The following is a 23,068-nucleotide window of genomic DNA, read 5'->3' on the forward strand; positions in this document are numbered from 1 at the left end:
ATGGGGAAATTGATAGAAACATTTGCGGCCCGTAAAGAAGACTTTATTCAAGCGGTTGTCGAACATATCCAACTCTCGTTACTGTCATTACTGATTGCGATTCTTATCGCGATTCCATTAGCGATTTTATTGACGAATTATAAAAAAGTCGCTGAGTTTGTTCTGCAAATCACTGGGATTTTTCAAACGATTCCCTCACTAGCTTTATTAGGATTATTGATTCCAGTTATTGGGATTGGTAGTCCACCTGCAATTGTAGCGTTAGTGATTTATGCACTCTTTCCGATTTTACAAAATACGTATACAGGCTTGACCGAAATCGATCCTTCATTGGAGGAAGCAGCCGAAGCCTTTGGGATGAATAAACGGGAAAAACTAATCAAGTTTGAGTTGCAGTTAGCGTTACCGTATATCATTTCAGGTATTCGTACAGCGACTGTGATGATCATCGGAACAGCAACGCTTGCGGCTCTGATTGGTGCAGGTGGACTAGGAACGTTCATCTTACTAGGAATCGACCGAAACAACGTGTATCTAATCTTGATTGGGGCAATTTCTTCTGCTGTCTTGGCGGTCTTGTTTAACTTCGGGATCCATTTGTTGGAGAAAGCCACAGTCAAACGAATCGTAGCGGCATTTATGGTCTTACTTGCGTTGTTAGTGGGATCGTTTGTCTACACCCACCAAGAAACAGAACAAAAAGAAATCACTGTTGCAGGAAAATTAGGTGCAGAACCAGATATCTTAATTAACATGTACAAAGAATTAATTGAAGCAAATAGCGATATCCACGTAAACTTAAAATCAAACTTTGGGAAAACCAGTTTCCTATTTAATGCACTAAAATCTGGTGAAATCGATGTTTATCCTGAGTTTACTGGAACCGTACTTGAAACATTTTTGAAAGACAATACGAACACGTCGAATGATCCAAGAGAAGTATACGAATATGCACGAGATCAAATCAAAAAACAAGAAAATATGGATTATTTAGAACCAATGCGTTATGAAAATACCTATGCTGTCGCAGTTAAACGATCATTCGCAGAAGAAAATGGGCTGGAAACAATCGAAGATTTGAAAAAAGTTGAAAGTCAGTTAAAAGCTGGTTTTACGTTAGAATTTATTGATCGTGAGGACGGCTATAAAGGATTACAAAAACTGTATAACTTGAATTTCGATGTCAAGTCTATGGAGCCATCGTTACGTTACCAAGCAATCAATAATGGGGATGTCAATGTGGTGGACGCTTATTCGACCGATAGTGAATTGAAGCAATATGATTTGGTGATTTTAAAAGATAATAAGCGACTATTTCCACCGTATCAAGGAGCGCCATTGCTGAAAGCTGAGACACTTGAGAAATATCCGGAATTAAAAGAATTATTGCAGCCTTTAGTAGGTAAGATCACGGAAGAAGAAATGAGTGAGATGAATTACCAAGTGAATGTGGAGCAAAAAGATCCGGCGACCGTTGCGCATGATTATTTGGTGGAGCATGGGATGTTGGAAAAATAATGGTTGATAGATGAAAAGGCACAACATAAGAGAGCTATCTATCTCTTATGTTGTGTTTTTTATACTTTATAAGGTATAATAAAGGAGAAAGCAATCGCACTCAAGTGCGATTGAAAAAAAGCCAGTGCTGATAACACTGACTCTTTAGTTGAGTTTTGACTAAAGCTTGATAGATTGTTGCATTGCCACTATCTTACTTTAGCTGAGCAGATAGTGGTCTTTTTTTACCCAAAAATCAATGTGATAAAAAGTTTAATCCCTTCGACAATATAGTAAGCCACAAGCGTGACAACTATTTTCGAAGCGATATCTTTTAACAAATCTTTCAAGGACCACTTTTCCTAAGCAATAAAGCAGGACAAAAGCGATAAAGACATATCTTTATGGCATCAACTCCTTTTTCAGAGCTTCAGCCGTTATTCAACTAGTTATAGTATAACAAAGATTTCATCGAGAGTGTATTAAATATTTTACAAAATAGTAACGAGCAAACAGTCAGCCGTGGAGAATGTTCATCTGATCGAATGCTACGGATTCTGGTAGATAGCATTCTTTCTTACTATGCGCATTATTGACTCAGGCAACTTGATTCATCAGTTCGTGCTGATTATTTTTGGCTTCAAAATGTCAAGTGACCGCTTAACATCTTGAGGTGTCGGCTGTTTCCTCGTTACTATCGTGGCTACAATGATTTGTCTATAAAAAAGGCTTGCTCCGTCAAAAGTTAGCACAAAATTGGCAGATTATTATAGCAAAGTGAAGTGTGATGAAAGAAGTCAGATTTGTGGTAACTTCCTCGAAACGATTATTAAAATTTCAAAAAATCGTTGCTCCACCGTAAAATAGAACGAAAAAAAACGGTTCCGGACACCTGCCGAAACCGCGCTAAGTACAATTAAGAAGCATTGACCTGTTTTTGTCGTTAAACTCAGAACATCAGAAAAAACACTAGTAATTTCATGAAATATTGAGTAAAATAAAAACAGTCAATGAAAATTGATTAAGGGCAACTTGTACGATCAGGGTAGTAGCTGATTGTATAAGGCTCTGTGGGATGACGACCAATCTTCCTGCAGAGTGCCTTTTTATTTTGTCTAGCTGAACGACATTCGTTTGGCTAGATTTTATTGTGTGTTCTGAAAACCACCTGCTATGCGGGTGGTTCCATAGAGCTTCCAGCGAGGTAATAAAAAAGCCCCCTAAAATGTTGAACTGATATAGGTTTCCCGACCGTATCATCAACATTAAAGGAGGTTCCTTTATGAAAAAGGACAATCAAAGTTTATCACACACCGTATGGAAATGTAAGTATCACATCGTCTTTGCGCCAAAATACCGTCGCCAAATCATTTATGGCAAGTACAAGAAAAGTAACGGAGAAATCATTCGACTTTTATGTGAAAGAAAAGGCGTCGACATCATCGAGGCAAATGCATATCGAGATCACATTCATTTGTTGGTCAGTAATCCACCGAAATTAAGTGTCTCGGGTTTTATCGGTTACCTAAAAGGAAAAAGTAGTTTAATGCTTTTCGATAGACATGCGAATTTAAAGTATCGATAAGGCAACCGTAAGTTTTGGTGTCGTGGCTATTATGTCGATACCGTTGGCCGAAACAAAAAACAAATAGAAGAATATATACGCAATCAAGTTCAGGAAGATCATATAGCAGATCAGCTGACGTTGTTTGAGGAGTATGATCCGTTCACAGGTAATAAAAATAGCAAAAAATAAAAAATGAAATTCTTTTAGAATCAGCGAGAAGAAGTGGTGCGTGAGGGAGACCCGATCAGAAGGCCTTTTAGGCCGTGGCCGGTAAAAGAGGCTTTCAGCCGAAGAGCAAACCTCCAGTTCTCACTGGAGGTTTTGATTTCGTTCTATCTCATTTCATTTTAATTTAAGTGAGGGGGAGAGTCAATGGGGGAATGTAAGTTTGTGTGAAATATCTTTCATTTGTATAAATAAAACCTTTATAATTCTGAAATGATTTTTTTACCAAATGGCGAAAGCTCTTGAAAATTTGTCTCTTTTTTAAATTCTTTTAGCTTACTTTCGGTACCTTTAACTTGAGAGTAGTTATCAAAATTACTGCTAATTAATAAAAAGTCTTCTTTTGGAAATCCTAAATCTGTCAAAATACGTTCATAACCGTCAATAGAATTTGAGTATGATTTAATCATATTAATACTTTGTATGAATGCACGATTTTTAGTTGTATCAAAAAGACCTTTTTGATCAAATAATTCGTATATAGAAATCATTTTTGTCATTTTGAATTTGATAAACTCATCTATTTGGAATAAGGTGTCAATAAAAAAATTAACATCTTTCCTTGAATAGTTTCCATAAATATCTGTAAATTTATCTATAACACTTTTCATTCCTTTTGTTGAAACTAACAATAGATATACAGGATCAAGCTGTAAGTATTTTTTTTCTATGGTAATTTCTGAGCTGAAAGAATATTTTGATAGCTTTAAACCATCTAAATATTTATTATCTTCAGACAACAATTTATATTTTATGTCTTTAATTACATCAAACTCTTTAGGATAGTTTGTAATTGTATCAAATTCTAAAACAAATCTCTGTAGTAATTTGAATTCTATACCTGCATCAATCACATCAGAGTAATTTATATTAAATTTTTCGTGTAGAGCATTTGTTAGGATAGTAATTTTTTCTTGAGACTCTGGACTTGGTTCTTTTTCAAGGTATAAACTTTCATCTTCGGCGTCTATAGTTACAATATTTTCATCTTCATATAGTATATTCAACTCGATCCATGTATCAGGATCATACATTTCGTAAATTTCTCTATTTCTTATATATATATATTTCCGATTTTTGGTTTTTTAGTATTTAATCTACCAACGCGCCCAATTAAGTTGTTAAGTTCAAAAATGCCTCTTGGTTTATCATAGACGATTAAGCTATTAGTAGGAGTATTTATTCCTTCTACTAAAGTGCTAGTACATAGAATAGTGTGAATGTTTCCTTTTGAATATTCATTTTCAATGTATTTTCTTAAAAAAATAGGAGTCTTTCCATGATGGATACCTATCCCTTTTTTTAAATACTCAATATAGTACCAATCAGGATGAATACTATTTGAAATCCATTCAATTATATTTTTATCAAATTCAACATATGGTAGTGCAGGGATGTTTCTTTCTAAAAAATTGACGATATTTTTTGGAGAATCAAAATAGATAAACCTTTTATCCGTAGTTGTTCCATAATAATCGTTGAAATTTTCATCAAAAATTATTTTATTATAAACTAAGTTTAAGTTTGTAATGAATTTCTCAATTTTAATTTTAGAACGATTAAACTCAACATTCTTGATAAATGGACCCAATAACAAGATTTTATTTGATTTTTCAATAAGGTACTTATAGGTATAATTCATTTTTATTAATCGTTCATTATTATGTATATTATTACCTTTGTTTGAATTCAATTTGTAAATTTCATCGTAAACTAAAAAATCAATATTTTTTGCATCTAAATATTTTTGAAATGATCTTGTACTAATTCTTTCAGGAACAACGATAATAATTTTTTTTGACTCTGAATAATATTGTTCTAGCTCTGCATCAGATGTTATAAGTGTATAAGTATCTCCGAAGTAATGATAACATTTTTTTCGCAATTCATTCATCAGCGCAATAGTAGGAACGACAAATACCGCATCATCAATTTTTTTTACATTTCTTGCAATATATTCTAAGGCAATGAATGTTTTTCCGAAGCTCGTAGGTGCGCTTATGAATAGATTGCTCTTTGAAAGTACATTCAAACATTCTTCTTGTTCATTAGTTAGTATGACTCTATTATCTAAAAATGATGACCGTACTGATTTACTAAGCCTGCTAAAGAAACTACTATCATCAGAATAAATATCTAAATCTGTGAGGTTAAAGATAGCATGATTAATTTTTACGTTATTATAAATATTAAATAAAACTTCCTCTCTTAATTTTTTCATAGAATTATCTAAATAATAGAACTCATCTTTGATCATAGTATTCCCTACCTTTCTCAGTTGAGTATTCTTCAAAGTGCTTTAGAAATTGTTTTTTGTCTAAAATGGGAAATATGAAAATAAGCACTTCGAATTTATCTTTTAAATCAACAAGTACATTATTTGTTTCGATACAACTTTGAACATCTTTTTCAAGGTAATTATCATCACACATTAGAAAGAGTATTAATTTTTCTTCAACATCATCTGTTACTTCGATAATTTCTCCAAGCCTACTGGTTTGTATATTACGAAAAATTTCTGGATCTATGATATCTTGAGACGTTTCATTGTGTTTTTCTAGAGATGTTACGGCTTTTTTTATAGCACTGTTTAAGTTGCTATAAAATTTTGCTTCCATGTAGTAAATTTCATTTCGCTCAGGAAAATATATCGTTCCATCATTTCCCTTTACAGCTGAACCGGGGGTAGTTTTAAAAATTAATTTAGGATATAAATATTTTAAGCTTTTTTTAGAATCTATAAATTTTGAGACTAATGTGTGCATAAAAAATTCTCCAATATCGCCATGAAGGATTGTTAAATTTGTATTTATTCCTTGCTCAGAAATAAAGCCAATTTTGTGTAAGGCATCGTAATATCTTTTTTTCAAAATTTTATCTGTATATCTAGGACTAGGAGTATAAGTTGTAGCAATATTTAAGACATTAGTTTCATCAAATAGGAGATCAATCATTTTATCGAATAATATTGTTATATCTAAATTTAACTCTTCCCAATTAAAAAATCTTAGTTTTATTTTGCTAGCATAATCATTGACTAATTTACTTTTAAATTCAAGATTCTCAGTTATTGTGTATTCTTTGTAGTAGATACCTGCATCATAAGTATTTGTGTTCAAAATTCCTAAATGTTCAATAATTTCATTTTGTATTTCAACGTCAACTTTGCTATAAATGTATTTATCAAAGCTATTTACAAATATTTTTCCAATACAATATTGAGTTTTAGATAAATTTGTGTAGCATACAATGAAAAACAGATTGTCTTGCACTTTATTGTATTTGTTATAGAATTTTTCTACTTCTGCAATGCGGCCTGAATAGTTAAATTCATATGTGCCATCTCTATTGTAATAATCAAAGACGGCTGGCTGAATAGTATAATGTATTAAAATCTGCATCGTTCTCCTCCTAATAATACCCAATAAAATTAATAATTCTTGTAAGTAAACTGCAATCATAGTTTTAAAGTGATCATTATGTAAATATTTTAACATAAATAAGTATTTTATAATCATATAGTAATTAATTTTTTGTTTTTTGAATATACATATTGATAGTATTGATTAGGTGAATTTGAAACTTTTTAATAGAAAATTAAAATAGTAAAACTAATATTTGGTAGGGTAAGAATTATGGATAAGTTGACTTTAGAATTTCGGATATATGTAACTAAAAAAGTTCTTGAAGTTATACATAATTTATGATAGCGTTAAATAAACTGCTTTTTGTAAAATAAATAATAGTGTTTTGGCAACTAAGAGTTAAGAAATGGGGGAGAGAAATGAAAAAGAAAATTTTTTATGTGTTGTTTGGATTGGTATTATTGTTAGTATTATCTACAAAAGTGGACGCTGCAAAACCACCTAGATTTTCGGGAGTTTTATCTCAGGGAGTTAGAAATATCAAATATTATATTGCACCAAGTGCATCTAGTGTAGCGGGTTATATTGATAATGCTAAGCACAATTGGATGTATACTGGCTGGGCAAATCCAATTTATATGTATAAGCAAAATCACAATTGGCTATCCAATATAGATGCTCATGGCTATACTAGCTCTGGCAGTAAAACAGGAGGCTATGTTGAGTTTTATGACAATAATGATAGAGGGATTGCAACGGGAGGGCGTGCACCGAACAGAAACTACTATTATGCAATCATTCGTTTTAATATGCACTATAAGAATAATAGTTATATGAGAGATCGAATTCCAAGACATGAGATGGGGCACGCCTTAGGTTTAGCGCATATAAATGATAAGACTAGTATTATGCATCCAAGTGTAGAAGGCGGTCCTCGTAGTGTTGATAGAGATGCAAGCAACAAAATTACAGATATATATGGATGGTGATAAAATATGAAAAAACTAACTATAATAGCATTTCTTTGCTTGAGCATTCTTTTAACTGGTTGCAGCAATACGTCTTCTAAAAATGCCATAGTCAAAGACCAACCAACAGAAAAAAACAATTCAAAATCAACACCTAAAACCAAAGAAGAAACATCATCAGGAGTCAAAAAAGCAAACTACTACTCTTATCTCGATGAAGTGGATCGCACCAACATACAATCATCAACAGTAGAATCCTTTCTAATGTACGATAATACCAAACCAAAAAGTCTTCAAGAAAATACAAATGCTATTTTCTTAGCCCGTGTAATCTCTATAGATAAAGCGGATGTAGATGCTAATCTTTCTGAAACCGAAAGCAACAGCATTTTACCTGACACTTATGGAAAGCTAGAAGTATTGAAAAATATCGAAGGAACAACAGATAAAGAAGTATCATTTATCAGATCAGGTGGTGTTATCAAAGAAAAAGATCGTTTTAAAAACGCTGAAAAAGAAGAAGTAGATAAACACAATCGTTTGAGAGCTGAATCGGGCCGGCCTCCTATTACTCAGAGTGAGGATTGGGTGGAAGTGAGAGAAGATGGCGATATTGAACTTCAAGCAGGTGAGGTATACTTGTTCTTTGCTACGTATAGTGAGGAAAGAGGAGCATACATTTTAGAAGGCTATCAGTATGGTGCTTTGCTACTAGAAGATGACGAACAACCAATTTCAAGAACACGTTCTATCCCAAATGAAATTGGAAAAACATGGAAAATAAAAAATGCTTCTTCAGGTGAAGAGCAAGATCTTGGCGATTATTTAAAAAATGAGCTAGGAATCGAAATGCAAGAAAACTAACATACAATAAAAGTTATTTTAATTACAAAAATACACAAAGAGCATCAAGCCTGTTAAGAGAAAAACAGACTTGACGCTCTTTCATTTTTTTTACAGTCCCATCAAAACAGATAGGTCAAAACCCTTAAATCCAAACCATCAAGTTGTCTGCCCCTGAATTAATTTTACAGGCAACAGATAATTTTTCTCCAATTTTTTTTCAGGGTTTTGTATCCTCTGCAATAAAAGATCAACTAAAATATCCGCATAATCAGCCATTGGTTGAGCAATCGTCGATAATTGGGGAAAATAGTTCTGAACGAATTTTGTCCCATCATAGCCAATGATCTTGAGCTGTTCAGGAACATTTATCTGCAATTGCTGACACTGATTATAGGCAAGAATAGCCGTTAGATCATCTGTACAAAATAAACTGTCAATGTCCTCCGTCTCCAAAATATGCTTGATCTCTAAGTTTTTTAGTGTTGTTGATCGAGCTGTCGTTTGAATATGAAAAATTTTAGGTTCTAATTCATGTTCTTCTAAAAAATTTAAATACCCGTTTAATCGAAAATTTGTTGGAGAGTTCGATTCTTGTGAACCTGTCAGGATCGCAATTTTCCTTGCTCCTCTAACGTATAAGGTCTCAGTCGCTAAATACCCGCCTTGGAAATTGTCACTGCCGATAATGGGAATAGTATTCCCTAAAAATCGGTCAAAAGAAACAATCGGAAGTTCAACATCTTCATATTCAGTGATCCCTAAGTTGTGGGCACCAGCAATAATACCATCAACTTTATTTGCTGCAAGCATATTTATATAATGACGTTCTTTTTCCTTATTATTGGCACTATCACACAAAATGACGCGATACCCCAAATCAAAGAGTTTTTGTTCGATTCTTTCCACTAACTCCCCAAAAAACGGATTCGCAACAGTTGGGAAAATAAGCCCGATTAATTGTGTGTTTTTACCTTGTAATGAACGAGCTAAAGAGTTTGGTTGATAATTAAGCTCTTTCATCGCACGATTTACCTTATCAATTGTTTTTTTGCTTAATGAGCCGTAATTATTAATAACACGGGAAACAGTCGTAGGAGAGACACCAGCTTTTTTTGCTACATCTGTTAGTTTGACGACCATACAATTCCATCCTTTATTGATTAGTTTTCCGCAGTTGCCAAAATTGTCCTTGATAGTCTCCGTCACACGTTAAATGAAATCCTGCGTGTCCTTTTTCTGGGAATACTCGCATGGTTGCTACTTTTTCGCCATCGTTGATGAAAAGTTCAACAACGGAAGAATCAACAAAAATTTGTAATTTCAATGGTTTTTGTTCGATAGAAAATGATCGTACAACGCCATAATCTTCTCCAAAAAGAACACCAGCATGACTGCGGTCTATTGTCATTTTACCACGTTGGGAATCAAAATGAATCGTTAATCCTTGATTCTGTTCTTTATCTGCATATAAGGTAAGGGTTCCAGTGGCTAGAGAATTAAATGATAGGGCTAATTCATAATGATTTGTTGCTGTTTCATGATAAGAATCCTTGCTGTTATCAAAAAGTATTCCTTCATCTAGGCGTAGTTGTTTCATCTCTTCAACAGGACGTTGGTACAATTTTTTATCCTTTACAATCAATTCCTTCACGATGCTTAAACAATGCGCCCATTCTTCTTGGTCAGTGGGATATTCAATTTCCGGCAACCCAATCCAGCTGATTGATAATAAGCGCTCGTCGGGGGCTTTAAATGCTTGTGTAGCGTAAACGTCAAAGCCTTCATCTAAATTTTTCAAGCTAGAAGGATTTGTTAAACAATTTGATTCAGACTGATATGAGTCACCAATGACATACATATTTGGATAGATATTTTGATAATTGCAAACATCAGAATCTAACCCTTGTGGACAAAAAATAAGTAGAGCGAATTCATCTGTTAAAAGTAAATTGGGGCATTCGATCATAAAACCCATGTCTCGATCAGTAAACCCTAATTCACCGATACATTGCCAAGAAAGTAAGTCAGAACTTTTATAGGTTAGAATTTTACCTTTTTCTGTTTCATCTTGCGCTCCGATCGTCATTAGATAGCCAGACTTATAACGAAAAACTTGAGGATCTCTGAATTCAGAGGTATAACCAGCTGGAGGTGCAGCAATAAGCGGCTGTTCGATTTTTTTTATGCTACCTGATTGATCCATCCAAGCACCTAATTGATAAGAATGGCGAATCCAATCATCATCACGAACATTACCTGTATAAGCAAGAAATAACTGATCAGAAATCGGCAGAGCAGTTCCAGAATAAACGCCATGACTGTCGTATAAGCTATCTGGGAATACTTTTGTTCCTTCTTCGTTCCAATCAACCAAATTATCAGAGGTCATGTGATACCAAGATTTTATACCGTGAACGGGACCCATCGGATAAGATTGATAAAAAACATGCCACTGATCATTGAAAAATGAAAAACCATTTGGATCATTTAGTAAACCTGTAGCAGGTTGAATATGATAGCCTAAACGCCAGGTTGACGCATCTATTTTTTGTTTTAGTGAGGCAAGGTGTTCTGTCCCCCATTCTTCATAAGGCTGATAACGTTTTTCTCTAGACCAAACTTTTTTTTCGGACATATATATTCTCCTCGTAAGCGTATTCTCACATATAGTGTAACTATTTAGCATTTGAATGTCAAACGTATAACAAAATATTTATTTATGTATAGAGGTATATTTTTAATTATCATTTATAATTGATATACGTTTGACAATTATTTAAAATAGTGGCATACTTTGTATGTGAAAAAGCGATTACATTTTTTGGAAACAAGATAGTTTCTTCTATTTCAGTAGCGCTTAAATGACAATTAGGGGGAAAGAAGATGGATTACAAAAAAGTAGCAAAGGAAATCAATGACGCACTTGGCGAAGATAATATTCAGGCTGCCGCACATTGTGCAACTCGTCTAAGGCTTGTTCTAAAGGATTCGAGTAAAGTAGATCAGAAAGCTTTAGATAGTAATGAGGCGGTGAAAGGAACGTTTGAAGCCAATGACCAATTCCAAATTATCATAGGTGCTGGCGATGTAAATAATGTATATGACGAACTCATAAAAATCACCAATGTTAAAGAAGCATCTACAGCTGACCTGAAAGCAGTCGCATCGAATGGCAAAAAAAATAATCCTATTATGGCATTTATTAAGGTATTATCTGATATTTTTGTTCCAATTGTCCCGGCACTAGTCGCGGGTGGATTATTAATGGCTTTAAACAATGTATTGACTGCTCAGGATTTATTTGGTCCTCAATCAGTCGTGGAACTATTTCCGAATGTAAAAGACTTTGCGAGTATCATCAATCTATTAGCGTCAGCACCGTTTGCTTTCCTACCGATCTTGGTTGGTTTTTCTGCTACTAAGCGCTTTGGTGGAAATCCTTATCTGGGTGCTGCAATGGCAATGGCGATGGTTATGCCAGATTTAGTCAATGGCTATGGTGTGGCAAATGCAATCGCAGATGGAAGTATGCCCTATTGGCATATTTTGGGAATGGATGTTGCACAAGCCGGCTATCAAGGTTCTGTACTGCCTGTATTAGCGGTTTCGTGGATTTTAGCGACGTTAGAAAAATTTTTCCACAAACGTATTCCCAATGCATTTGATTTTACATTTACACCAATGTTGGCCATCATTATTACTGGTTTTTTAACATTTATTGTTGTGGGCCCAATGATGAGAATTGTATCAGATGGTCTGACGAATGGACTTGTTTGGTTGTATGATACAACAGGAGCAGTCGGTTTAGGTGTCTTCGGTCTATTTTACTCACCGATTGTCATCACGGGATTACATCAAAGTTTTCCAGCCATTGAAACGACTCTGTTAGCAGAAGTAGCACGAACTGGCGGATCATTTATTTTCCCAGTCGCTTCTATGGCCAATGTGGGTCAAGGGGGAGCAACGCTTGCCATCATGTTGTTAACGAAAAATAAAAAACAAAAAAGCTTGGCAACGTCAGCAAGTATTTCTGCTATGCTAGGCATTACTGAACCAGCGATTTTCGGGGTCAATTTAAAACTTAAATTCCCATTTATTTGTGGGATGATTGCCTCTGGTGTAGCTTGTTTATTCATTGGTGCTTTCCATGTACTTTCAGTAGCGATGGGACCAGCAAGCGTGATCGGATTTATTTCAATTGCACCAAAATCAATTTCATATTTCATGATCGGCATCGTTATCAGTATCTGTGTAGGATTCGTGACAACATATGTATACGGAAAACGTCATATGGAGGTTTTTGTAGGCGATGATGAAACAGCTGGAGAAGTTGCCGTCGAAATCAATGAAGATCCAGAAGCAAGTGTAGCGGCTGTCCAAGATGAAGTATTGGCATCGCCTGTAAGTGGTACACCTATTTCCTTGAAAGAAGTAAATGATCCTGTATTTGCACAAGAAATGATGGGAAAAGGGATTGCTGTGATTCCGGAAAAAGGCATTATTTACGCACCTGCTGATGGAGAATTAACCGTTATTTATGATTCAAAGCACGCCTATGGACTTAGAACAATGAATGGTGCAGAGGTGCTGATCCATATTGGAATCGACACCGTCGGATTAAAAGGAGAAGGGTTTGAAACAAATAGAAAATACGGTGAATTAGTAAAAAAAGGGGATATTTTAGGTACCGTTGATTTAGAGAAGATTAAACAGGCTGGTTTAGATAGCACTGTAATGATGATTATTACAAATACAGATGACTACGCTGCTGTAGAAGCGATTGAGCTATCAAAAGTGGATGGAGGCCAAGATCTATTGGCGGTAAGTGCGCATTATGAAAACTAATTGGTGGAAAAAAGCCACGATCTATCAAATCTATCCACGCAGTTTTCAAGATACAAATGCTGATGGTATCGGGGATTTAAAAGGAATCATCCAGCGTTTGGATTATCTGTCTTTTTTAGGGATAGAGGCAATTTGGCTCAGCCCTGTTTACCAATCGCCCAATGAAGATAATGGCTACGATATCAGTGATTACGAAGCGATTGGTTCAGAGTATGGCACCATGGAAGATATGGATAATCTAATCGCTGAAGCGCAGAAAAGAAACATCAAGATTATTATGGATTTGGTCGTAAACCATACGTCATCAGAGCATCCGTGGTTTCAGTCAGCACTTCAAAATCCTATGAGTGAGTATCATGATTTTTATATCTGGAGAAAAGGAAATGAACGTAAACGACCGAATGAACTCCAATCCAATTTTGGTGGTTCTGCTTGGACCTTTGTCCCAGAACTCGGGGAATATTATTTTCATTTACATGCAAAAGAACAGCCTGATTTGAATTGGGAAAATCCTCTGATGCGTCAAGAAATTTATCGTATGATGAATTATTGGATTGAAAAAGGGGTTGGCGGTTTTCGTTTAGACGTCATCGATTTGATAGGGAAAGAACCAGATCAGTTGATCACTAAAAACGGACCGAAGCTACATGAACTATTACAAGAAATGAATCGTAATACGTTTGGAGACTATGACTTAGTTACAGTAGGTGAAACATGGGGCGCAACGCCAGAAATCGCTCAGCTCTATTCGGATGAGAGCAGAGAAGAATTATCAATGGTTTTTCAATTTGAACATATCAATTTAGATAAGCAGACAGGCAAAAGAAAATGGGATATCAAAAAATTAGATCCTAAAGAATTGCATCAAGTGTTTTCTAAATGGCAAACGGAGTTAGCGGGGAAAGGGTGGAACTCGCTGTTCTGGAATAATCATGATTTACCTCGGATTATCTCTCGTTGGGGGAATGATCAGAAGCATCGGGTGATTAGTGGGAAAATGTTGGCTATCTATCTTTACTTCCTCCAAGGAACACCTTACATTTATCAGGGAGAAGAAATTGGCATGATCAACTATCCAATTAAAACGATTGATGAAGTTGATGATATAGAAAGTCGCAGAATGTATGATGAACGTATCAATTCGGGTTATACAGAAGAAGAAATTATAACATCGATCAACGCAAAAGGACGGGATAACGCACGTCATCCGATGCAGTGGGATGCTTCTGAACAAGCAGGTTTCACAAAAGGGACGCCTTGGCTTCCAGTGGGAAATTCAACTGAAATCAATGTTGAAGCTGCGCTAAATGATCCAAACTCTTTATTTTATACGTATCAAAAACTGATTCAGCTTCGTAAAGAAATGCCGATTATTATAGAAGGAACATTTGAAAATATTCCAACGGATGATGCAACAGTTTTAGCCTATATTCGCGAGTATCAAGGTGAGAGGGTACTTGTTGTCGTCAATTTCTCTGATCAACCAGCACATTTTGTATTAGGAAAAACACGGATAATAAAAGAAATGATCATCCATAATTATAAAAAAGAGATTACAGATGAGTTACTGGCTTATGAAGCCTATGCAGTCTATTTAAAGTAAGCAAAAGAGAAAAGTATACAGCCCAGAAAAATAGGTCAACCTCTACAAAGGATAGAAAAACGATTTTTGTAGAGAGTCCCTGATTTTTCTGGGCTGTTTTGATTCTGAAAATGAGTATAGAGATTCGTTAGCTAATTAATCAAGAACCGTCCAATATTTATAGAAGCATTGGAAATCGCCTTTTATTCTTGGAACCAGTATTCCGGCATGATTTAATTCACTACCGCTGTATATGTTTCCTGTTTCCGTGTCTGTATAGTGTGCAGATTCGTCTAAATAGTTTGTTTTTAAGTATTGAACAGGTTGAGCGGGCTGGGAAAGACCATTGGAATAAACAAGTAAAGCCTCTGTTTCATTTTTAAATAACCATGCAGTAGCATACGTTGAATCAATTTCTTTGATTCGGTAGAATTGTCCAAATTGCAATAATCTTCGATGTTTTTTATAAAAGCTAATTTGGTCTTTTATTTCTGCTAGTGCTTGTGGAGACTGCTTTTCTATTGCTAGTTCGTAACCAAAATTTCCACTCATTGCAATTAGAAAGCGGCTTTCTAATGGTGTATTTCGGCCTACTTGATGGTTTGGAGTATCTGAAACATGCGCGCCCATCATGATAGGTGGATAAAGATAGCTGTATCCGTACTGGATTTTTGTTCGACATAATGCATCGGTATTGTCACTTGCCCAGGTTTGAGGCATATAAGCGACCATTCCAGGATCGAACCGTCCACCGCCGCTCGAGCAATTTTCAAATAATACATGTGGAAATTGTTTTGTTACTTCGGATAAAATATGATACAGCCCTAAAATATACCGATGACTGACTTCTTTTTGTTGATCATCTGGTAAAATAAAGCTGCCAACTTCAGTTAAGTGTCGATTCATATCCCATTTTATATAATCAATTTTATTCGAAGAAAGATAATTGCTTAATACCTGTATAAGGTACTCTTGGACTTGTGGTAAGCTTAAATTTAAGACAAGCTGCTGCCTTCCTTGGGTTTGAGGATACGCAGGTACTTGTAAACTCCATTCAGGATGTGCTTCGAATAAGCGACTTTTCACAGAAATCATTTCTGGTTCAAACCACAAACCAAATTTCATCTTCTGTTGATGTAGAATATCTGCAAAATGTTCAATCCCATTGGGCAGTTTAGTTTTATTGACAACCCAATCCCCTAAGGAAGAGGTATCATCTTCACGTTGCCCAAACCATCCATCATCTAAAACAAACAACTCAATCCCTAAATCGCGTGCTTGTTTTGCTTGGCTAATTAGGTCCTCTTCTGTAAAATCAAAATAATTTCCTTCCCATGAATTAAGCAAAATTGGTCGTTCCTGTTCTTGCCAATATTCAGGTATTAAATACGTTTGGTACAATTTATGAAATGTTTGAGAAAGGGCGTTGAATCCTTGATTGCTAAAATTTAATACGACTTCAGGAGTTTGGAAACTAGACTCAGGCATCAATTTCCACTCAAACGTTTCGGGATTGATTCCTATCTGAATGCGTGTACTGCCATATTGTTCGACTTCGGCTTGGGCAACAAAATTTCCACTATAAATGAAATGAAATCCGTAAACCTGTCCTTGATCTTCATTTGTATAGCGATCGGCAAGTCCTAAAAATGGATGATGTTGTGGACTGCTCGTTCCCCTAGTGGAGCTTATTTTTTGGATCCCTGGATGAAGTGGTTGGCGATGAATCGTCGCTTCATTCGTGTGCGAACCATTCAGTGTTAATAAATCAAAATCAGACCGCGGTAAGTCTAATAACATGGAGCCAGCGTTTTCCAAATAAATAGGTTGTGATCCATTATTTCGATACTCAATACTGCGTGTAATGACTGGAAGATCATCATAAATGGTATAGCGAAGAACCATTTCGAGGGATTGGATTGGATCGATAAGATAGATTTCTACTGTTTGCTGCGTGTCCCCACGTAATGAAGGCAACCCTTTTAACGGACATTTGCCTTGTAAAATTTCAAAGCGATCATACACAAAATCTGTGATTCTAAAACCATCTATATTTCGAAACTGGTAATTACTTACCCGATAATCTAAACTCCCTTGTGTACTTGTTTCAAGAGGTAAGGCGTTTAAGGAAAATGTTCGTTCTTCACTGATTGGGTTCGTAGCAAAACCTCGATCGATATACTGCAATTGGTTGACTTGATGGTAGTTGTTTAAATAGGGACCGAAATATCTATGGGTAAGATATTTTTCTTTTTCGATGCCAATGATATAGCTTATTTTATGATTGCTTAAATGGAAAATATTTTGTGAATCATCGAAATGTATTGTCATATCAATCATTCCTTTTCGTTTGTTATGTATATAGTATCGAGTATAATAGAACGGAACAAGACGAAATAATTTTAAGGAGGGTAATAAATTGCGAAATTTTGTTCGGCAATTCCATTATACAGATGAGCAACATTTGCCGATCATTCGTGGAGTTGGTATAGGTGAGGGCAGTAGTACGTATCATTGGGATGCTCGTGTTCGAAAAGAACAGCTGATCGTTTTGCAGGTAACATTAACAGGGGAAGGGTTCATAGAAATGGGAGGAAGAAGAATTTCTCTAACAGAAAACAACGCCTTTTTTGCTAAAATACCTGGGAACTATCGCTATTTCGGTGAGGAATGGCAGTTTTTATTTATCGAATTTTCAGCTATAATGACGCAATGGCTCGATACATCCATTTCTATTATCGAATTATCAGCAGATTTGATTAAAAGACTTAGAAGGGTTGTCCTTGATCTAAAAGATCGTGAGTTGAGTGCAGTACAAAATGCTAAAATCGCATTTGCACTTTTTTTAGATATTAAAGAAACTATTCAAAACCAAATTCGACAAAAAACGGATGAGATTCAGGCGGTGAAAATATTCATTGATACTCATTATTTTGAAGATATAAGTTTAGATTTCCTATCTGAAAAATACATGATGTCCAAGTATACATTAATTCGTCAGTTTGAAAAAGTCTACAAATCATCACCCATAAATTATTTAAAACAGGTACGGATTATTCAGTCTCTGTCGTTATTATGGGAAGAAGAAGCGATTGCCCAAGTTGCAAGAAAGGTTGGATTTTCAACGGGAAATTATTTTAGTAAAGTATTTAAAAAGGAGATGGGAATGTCGCCAAGTGAGTATAGAAGGCAAAAAGAAATTTATTATCCACGTGAATCAATAAATCAAAAGTGAATTCTGTAAGGAAGCGTCTTTTGAAAAAAAGTAGTGGAGGATTGTCATAATTTTTCTAAATAAAGTAATTTTTACCAAAAAGAAATGCAAATTCCCCAAACTTTCGCTATAATAAAGAAAATAACCAAAACAGGAAGTGGAAAGATGAAAAAAGCAGACCGACAACGGTTGATCAAACAACTGATCACAGAAAATGAAATAGAAACCCAAGATGACCTAATTGCACTGCTTGAACAATCTGGTGTCAAAGCAACCCAAGCTACTGTCTCAAGAGATGTACGTGAAATGAGCATCGTTAAAACTCACGGCTCAGATGGTCGAGTAAAGTATGCCCTATTCTCTCAACAACAAGCATCTAGTAGTGAGGAAAAATTAAAAGAATCTGTGAAAGATTCAGTGATTCGGATGGAACGGGTTCAATTTATGGTAATCGTCCACACAGATATGGGCGCAGCAGATGTTGTTACTAATTTTTTAGATGAAGTCAGTTATGAAGAAATTGCAGGAACGGTCGCAGGCGTTGATACAATTATTATTATTGCTCGTTCGGAAGATGACGCAGTAGCTGTTGTTGAACGTTTTCAAGCGATGATGGATTAAACCTAACCAATCAAAAAATGAAGGGAGAGTCGGTTACATGAATTTGAGAGCGTTACAAAATGGATCGGATATAAGAGGGATAGCGGTCAATCATGAGGACAAAAAAGCGAACCTAACACCAGTGCAAGTCGGGAAAATTGCAGTTGGAATGGTTCATTGGCTTCGTGATGAGAAAAATTTAGCTGAAAAACATCAATCGGGAAAATTGAAAATCGGTATCGGTCATGATAGCCGAATTTCAGCAGATAGTTTGAAACAAGCGTTGATAGACAGTTTTGTTCAACAAAACGTTGAAGTATTAGATTTTGGTTTAGCGACAACGCCAGCCATGTTTATGGCTACTCAATTTCCTCAATATGAGTGTGATGCGGCGATTATGATTACTGCAAGCCATTTGCCTTATTATTTTAACGGATTGAAGTTGTTCACTAAATCTGGCGGAGCAGAAAAAGCGGATATTGTCTATATTTTAGAACATGCGGACAACCCTCCCCTTGTAGTGAAAGGCTCAGTAACCAAAACCTCGATTTTAGAGGACTATTCTGTTGATTTAACAGATAAAATTCGTAAAGGGATGGATACGATAGAAGAAAAACCTCTCACTGGTTTTCATATTATAGTAGATGCTGGTAATGGCGCAGGTGGTTTTTTTGCAGAAAACGTTTTAGCTAAACTTGGAGCAGATGTCACAGGTTCGCAATTTTTAGAACCCGACGGCATGTTCCCTCATCATATTCCTAATCCAGATAATAAAGAAGCGATGGCAAGCATCCAACAGGCTGTTCTGAAAAATAAAGCAGATTTAGGTGTGATCTTTGACACAGATGTGGATCGCTCTGCTGTAGTAGATGCTTCTGGTGAAGTGATCAATCGAAATAATTTGATTGCGGTGCTAGCAACAATTGTTTTAACTGAATATCCAGGCAGTAGCATTGTAACGAACTCGCCAACCTCAAGTCATTTGAAAGAGTTTATCGAGTCAAAAGGGGGCTCACAAGTACGTTATATTTCTGGTTATCGCAATGTAATCAATAAAATGATTCAACTCAATGATGAGGGGATCACTACACCGTTAGCAATCGAAACAAGTGGACACGCAGCTTTCAAAGAAAACTATTCTTTAGATGATGGGGCGTATGTAATTGCTAAAATTCTGATGTTGTTACCTAAATTAAAAAAAGAAGGGGAAACACTTGGGGATTTGATCAGCTCATTAAAACAACCAGCTGAAACCCAAGAATTACGCTTTGAAATTCTAGCAAGAAATATTCGTGAGTATGGGGAACAAATAATACGAGAGTTGTGTGGTTTTGTCGAAAGGCAAAGAGGTATGACCATCGATCCAGAAAATCATGAGGGACTGCGAGTGACTGTTTCTGATGATTATGGTAGCGGATGGTTTTTATTACGGTTGAGTTTGCATGAACCATTACTAGTGTTACAAGTCGAAAATGATCAAGCTGGAATGAATCAAAAGGTTTTGGAGAAATTAGCGGACTATTTTGAAGCAATCCCGAATATAGATTTAGATAAATTAAATCAAATCTTAAATTATAAAAAATAAATATAAAAGTTAATATTTTTTAACAGAGTGAATTTTTTTACTCTGTTTTTTTTATTCTCATAAATTATTTTTTTAATAAAAATTAAATGTATAATCTATCGGTCGATAAAAAACAAGTTATTTAAACTGCATATGTCGTTACTTTATGTTTAAAATAATTTATACATCTAAGCACTATTTGCTGAAGGGTATAAGTCTGTTTTTTTTTACATAAGTGTTGATAAATAGGGCTTAAAACAAAAAAATAATTGATTAATTCTGAATATTAATTGTACAAGCTGTTTAAATAGCCTGTTTGATGTATCAAGTATTTAAACTCAAATGCCAAAAAAAAGTTGCATATTTTTGTTATTTTATTTATAATACAAATAAAAAATAAAAGCCTTCTTGTTTTCAGTTAAAACAAGAAGCGCTTGAAAATAAATATTTAATATTTAACGTATGTATCTATTCTATTGTTTTGTAATTGAGAAATCAATAGTAGGGACGAGAAAATAATACTGTGAATTTTCTTTTTTTTGAGGAAATTTTAAAAAAAATGAGAAAGAAGAAGAAATACTTTACTTTTTAGCAACAAATTTAATGGATTTAAGAATAATCGGGTGGTTTTTACCGCCGTCAGATTCGCCGTCAATAAGTATAGAAAGGATTTGTTTTTTTGGCTAAAGGTGAGAATATTTACAAACGAAAAGATGGACGCTGGGAAGGGCGTTATCCTAAAGCAAGAAAAATAGATGGAAGCATCCATTATGGTTATGTTTATGCTCGTTCGTATCGAGTAGTGAAGGAACAATTACTCGATAAAAAGGCACAGAAACCATTTCACTATACTGGAGAGGTCAAAGAATTTCATGGAAGATTTGGTGAATGGGCAAATCTTTGGTTAACTGAGATTATGGCACCGAATATAAAAGAAAGTACCTATGCCAGTTATAGTAGTAAACTTCAAGTGCATGTTTTACCTAGCTTAGAAAATCGCGCTTTAAAGAAAATTACAGCTTTAGATATAGAAAAGCTAGTCAAACGGTTAGCACACTCGTTAGCAGCTAGCTCTATTCGTATTGTATTTCGTATCGTAAAAAGTTGTTTTGAAGCGGCTAAAGAGCGTGGCTACATATACATGAATCCTTGTGAGCGAATCATATTACCGAAAGTAAATAAACAAAAAGTTCAAGCGTTAACACGAGAACAACAAAGAGCAGTAGAGGCTGAAAGTAAAAAAACAGAGCAAGGATTGCCGATCTTACTAGCTTTAGAAACAGGAATGCGTATAGGCGAAATTTGCGCATTAAAATGGGAAGATATAGATTTTGACTCATCCGTGTTAAAAGTTCAGCGAACGAAGCAGCGTATTGCCTTACCCAACTTAGCAGGTCAGCGAACCAAAATTGTTGAAACAATTCCTAAAACGGTTAACGCTAGTCGTTCAATTCCGCTATCTCAAAAGATAAAAGAAGCCCTATTACATTGGAAAAAGCAATCAAACTCAGAGTATGTGGTAACTGCCAACGAACATTCCGTTGAACCAAGAACAGTGAGTTATCGCTTTGAACGAATCAAACGAAAAATTGGTTTAAATAATGTGTCTTTTCATGCGCTTCGACATACTTTTGCAACTCGCTGTGTAGAGTTAGGTGTCAATATTGCGGCAATCAGTTCGCTATTAGGCCATTCGTCCATTAAGCTGACGTTGGACACATACACAAATTCTTTTATAGAAGAACAACGTGCAGCGATTGAAAAATTAGCGTTTATTTAATTGTCTTTTGAAAATACACCCGTTTTTATAACATTCGTTATTTTAATTCCTTCAGTTTTCGTGAGTTCCTATTCATTTAGGGACTCATTTTTTTGTTCATCTCCGCCGTCAAAATCTCCGTCAACGTTAAAGAGAAATCTAGGAAAATAACGATTAACGGTACCCGCTTCTTGTTTTAACTGAAAACAAGAAGGTCACATTTTTTATTTTTCCTCTCAATAAAAAGTGTAAAACTAAATTGACCAAAATACATAGAAAATAAGGGAGAGAACGTACATGTGTAATATAGGAATTATTTCATCAAACAATGAGTTAGAAAACGGTGTATATGCAAATATGTTAGAAGTAGCAGAATACAATATTCATTTTCTCAATTTACATGAGAATATCAAATTAAATGATGCTACAAAAAAACTAGATGTTCTAATTATTGAAGAAGCTTCAATAGAGAATCAAATGAGCATTATTTGTGACACTATTATCAAAGTTCGAGAACAGACCTCTTTGTTGATTTGGATCTTGTCAGATACTACTGATAAATCGACTAGAATGGTTTATTTGAAACTGGGTGCGGACAGTATCATTGATAAAACAATTGATTCAGAGGAACTGATCTTGATCATTGAAAAAAATTTAAGTCGCTATCTTGAGAAATCAATGTATCATGCTAAAAATTCAACAGGTTTTCTACAACAAGGTAGCAAACAAGAGAGGAAAAGACTCAAATTAATTCACTCTAATTCTAGTGTGTTATTGAATGGAAAGCAAGAAGTAAGCCTTACAAAACTTGAATTCAAAACGATAGAATTATTAAGTAATCATATAGGTAAAGTATTAACGTACGAAGATATATATGAAAATATATGGGATAAAGTGAGTGAAGATAAGCAATATAGAGTAACAAATATTATTTATCACTTACGTAGAAAGCTTGAAGATGATTACATTAAAACAGTTCGTTCAAAAGGGTATATGTTGATGACGTAATTGAAACAAGCGCACAAAGTGACTGTAT

At 35.0% G+C, this 23,068-nt stretch carries 16 protein-coding genes and 1 pseudogene; 11 read left to right on the forward strand and 6 right to left on the reverse strand.

Translation table 11 applies throughout. From position 1 onward, the window contains the following. Both BCR22_RS11200 and tnpA read left to right on the forward strand, forming a co-directional pair. The gene (locus BCR22_RS11200; protein ID WP_069654972.1) at positions 1-1,518 is read left to right on the forward strand and encodes an ABC transporter permease/substrate-binding protein; all 1,518 of its coding nucleotides are present in this window, start codon (positions 1-3) and stop codon (positions 1,516-1,518) included. A gap of 1,261 nt (positions 1,519-2,779) precedes the next feature. Continuing rightward, positions 2,780-3,253, forward strand: a pseudogene (gene tnpA, locus BCR22_RS11210) (IS200/IS605 family transposase). A gap of 236 nt (positions 3,254-3,489) precedes the next feature. Here the strand turns inward: tnpA and BCR22_RS15765 are convergent. Genes BCR22_RS15765 through BCR22_RS11220 form a run of 3 tightly spaced genes read right to left on the reverse strand, consistent with a single transcriptional unit; the run spans position 3,490 to position 6,690 of the window. Then, positions 3,490-4,323 carry a hypothetical protein gene (locus BCR22_RS15765; protein ID WP_240485880.1) on the reverse strand — a complete coding sequence of 278 codons (834 nt, stop codon included), beginning with the start codon at positions 4,321-4,323 and terminating at the stop codon, positions 3,490-3,492. Between the two features lie 20 nt (positions 4,324-4,343). Continuing rightward, positions 4,344-5,546 (reverse strand): DEAD/DEAH box helicase, encoded by a 1,203-nt coding sequence (locus BCR22_RS15770; protein WP_240485881.1) that lies wholly within the window; start codon positions 5,544-5,546, stop codon positions 4,344-4,346. After that, positions 5,533-6,690, reverse strand: coding sequence for a Hachiman antiphage defense system protein HamA (locus tag BCR22_RS11220; protein ID WP_069654974.1), 1,158 nt, complete (start codon positions 6,688-6,690; stop codon positions 5,533-5,535). Before BCR22_RS11220 ends, BCR22_RS15770 begins: the two co-directional genes overlap by 14 nt. 383 nt (positions 6,691-7,073) lie before the next feature. On the opposite strand from BCR22_RS11220, the gene BCR22_RS11225 reads away from it, so the two are divergent. Next, entirely contained in the window at positions 7,074-7,643 is a 570-nt protein-coding gene (locus BCR22_RS11225) for a matrixin family metalloprotease (RefSeq protein ID WP_069654975.1), read from the forward strand. Positions 7,644-7,649: 6 nt separating this feature from the next. After that, positions 7,650-8,486: a hypothetical protein gene (locus BCR22_RS11230; protein ID WP_240485882.1), complete on the forward strand. Its 837-nt coding sequence runs from the start codon at positions 7,650-7,652 to the stop codon at positions 8,484-8,486. Between the two features lie 138 nt (positions 8,487-8,624). Here the strand turns inward: BCR22_RS11230 and BCR22_RS11235 are convergent, their stop codons facing one another. Both BCR22_RS11235 and BCR22_RS11240 read right to left on the reverse strand, forming a co-directional pair. After that, positions 8,625-9,608 carry a LacI family DNA-binding transcriptional regulator gene (locus BCR22_RS11235; RefSeq protein WP_069654976.1) on the reverse strand — a complete coding sequence of 328 codons (984 nt, stop codon included), beginning with the start codon at positions 9,606-9,608 and terminating at the stop codon, positions 8,625-8,627. A gap of 13 nt (positions 9,609-9,621) precedes the next feature. Beyond that, on the reverse strand, positions 9,622-11,103 hold the full coding sequence (locus BCR22_RS11240; RefSeq protein WP_069654977.1) for a sucrose-6-phosphate hydrolase: 1,482 nt from the start codon (positions 11,101-11,103) through the stop codon (positions 9,622-9,624). 248 nt (positions 11,104-11,351) lie between these two features. Here BCR22_RS11240 and BCR22_RS11245 point away from each other — a divergent pair, with 248 nt between their 5' ends. After that, positions 11,352-13,313 carry a sucrose-specific PTS transporter subunit IIBC gene (locus tag BCR22_RS11245; protein ID WP_069654978.1) on the forward strand — a complete coding sequence of 654 codons (1,962 nt, stop codon included), beginning with the start codon at positions 11,352-11,354 and terminating at the stop codon, positions 13,311-13,313. Continuing rightward, a complete protein-coding gene (locus BCR22_RS11250) occupies positions 13,303-14,916 on the forward strand; it encodes a glycoside hydrolase family 13 protein (protein ID WP_069654979.1) in 1,614 nt (537 codons plus the stop codon). The genes BCR22_RS11245 and BCR22_RS11250 overlap by 11 nt, the downstream gene beginning before the upstream one ends. A gap of 135 nt (positions 14,917-15,051) precedes the next feature. Here the strand turns inward: BCR22_RS11250 and BCR22_RS11255 are convergent, their stop codons facing one another. Then, a complete protein-coding gene (locus tag BCR22_RS11255; protein WP_069654980.1) occupies positions 15,052-17,226 on the reverse strand; it encodes an alpha-galactosidase in 2,175 nt (724 codons plus the stop codon). 88 nt (positions 17,227-17,314) lie between these two features. Here BCR22_RS11255 and BCR22_RS11260 point away from each other — a divergent pair, with 88 nt between their 5' ends. From BCR22_RS11260 to BCR22_RS11280, 5 genes are all read left to right on the forward strand, one after another. Next, entirely contained in the window at positions 17,315-18,130 is an 816-nt protein-coding gene (locus tag BCR22_RS11260; protein ID WP_069654981.1) for a helix-turn-helix domain-containing protein, read from the forward strand. Between the two features lie 144 nt (positions 18,131-18,274). Next, entirely contained in the window at positions 18,275-18,730 is a 456-nt protein-coding gene (gene argR, locus BCR22_RS11265) for an arginine repressor (protein ID WP_069654982.1), read from the forward strand. Between the two features lie 37 nt (positions 18,731-18,767). Next, positions 18,768-20,294, forward strand: coding sequence for a phosphohexomutase domain-containing protein (locus BCR22_RS11270; protein ID WP_069654983.1), 1,527 nt, complete (start codon positions 18,768-18,770; stop codon positions 20,292-20,294). A 658-nt stretch (positions 20,295-20,952) separates the two neighbouring features. After that, positions 20,953-22,053 (forward strand): tyrosine-type recombinase/integrase, encoded by a 1,101-nt coding sequence (locus BCR22_RS11275; protein ID WP_069654984.1) that lies wholly within the window; start codon positions 20,953-20,955, stop codon positions 22,051-22,053. Positions 22,054-22,329: 276 nt separating this feature from the next. Next, positions 22,330-23,040 carry a winged helix-turn-helix transcriptional regulator gene (locus BCR22_RS11280; RefSeq protein WP_069654985.1) on the forward strand — a complete coding sequence of 237 codons (711 nt, stop codon included), beginning with the start codon at positions 22,330-22,332 and terminating at the stop codon, positions 23,038-23,040. Positions 23,041-23,068: the final 28 nt, after the last annotated feature.

The sequence above is a fragment of the Enterococcus plantarum genome (genome assembly GCF_001730295.1).
GTDB classification, from domain to species: Bacteria; Bacillota; Bacilli; order Lactobacillales; family Enterococcaceae; genus Enterococcus_L; species Enterococcus_L plantarum.